The sequence below is a fragment of the Maribacter sp. 2-571 genome (assembly GCF_050589625.1).
In the GTDB taxonomy this organism is placed as follows: domain Bacteria; phylum Bacteroidota; class Bacteroidia; order Flavobacteriales; family Flavobacteriaceae; genus Pelagihabitans.
Genome location: NZ_JBNGOP010000090.1, coordinates 1 through 600 on the forward strand (window position 1 = coordinate 1; position 600 = coordinate 600).

Consider the following 600-nt stretch of genomic DNA (forward strand, 5'->3'; position numbering starts at 1 on the left):
GTGAACTTCTCCACCTGGTTGTCGTTGTACAGATCTAAACTGTGGCGCAGCACATTGTGCTGTTTTGGTTTTTGGATGCACAGCGTTATTCTTAAAGTCTCCATTTTATTGGTCTTGACCCCGCCGAGTATGTTGATGTGGAGATGGCTTGTATGGTACTTATAGCTGTTCGGGTTGCTCGTGTCCAACATTGTCGAAAATATCTTACTAATCATATTTGACTACAAATATATACTTTTTGTTTATTTAAAAATATACTCTTTGATCAGTATCTTCAACGGTATCACATTTTATGTCTATAAAAAGTTAACTTTGTATAACATTTTTGATGTTTTGTTTGTTTATTACCACGTTTATGTCATTTGGGGATAACTTAAAGAGAATACGCGCCGACAGGGATATTTCGCAGGGAGACCTTGCCAAGTTGATCGATGTCCACGCCACACATATTTCACGCTACGAGCGCAACCTTACCTCCCCCAATATCGACGTGGCCAAGAAGATCGCCGATGCGCTCGAAGTCTCTACCGATTCCCTTATCTATGGTTCCGACGAGCAGATTCTGAACAACAAGCTCAACGATGCCGAACTCTTGCAGCT

General features: G+C 41.3%; 1 protein-coding gene. It reads left to right on the top strand.

Going from position 1 to position 600, the window contains the following annotated elements:
• Positions 1 to 355 precede the first annotated feature (355 nt).
• Positions 356 to 600: helix-turn-helix domain-containing protein (locus ACRD7P_RS21005; protein WP_430909770.1), on the top strand; the 245-nt coding region annotated here is incomplete at its 3' end.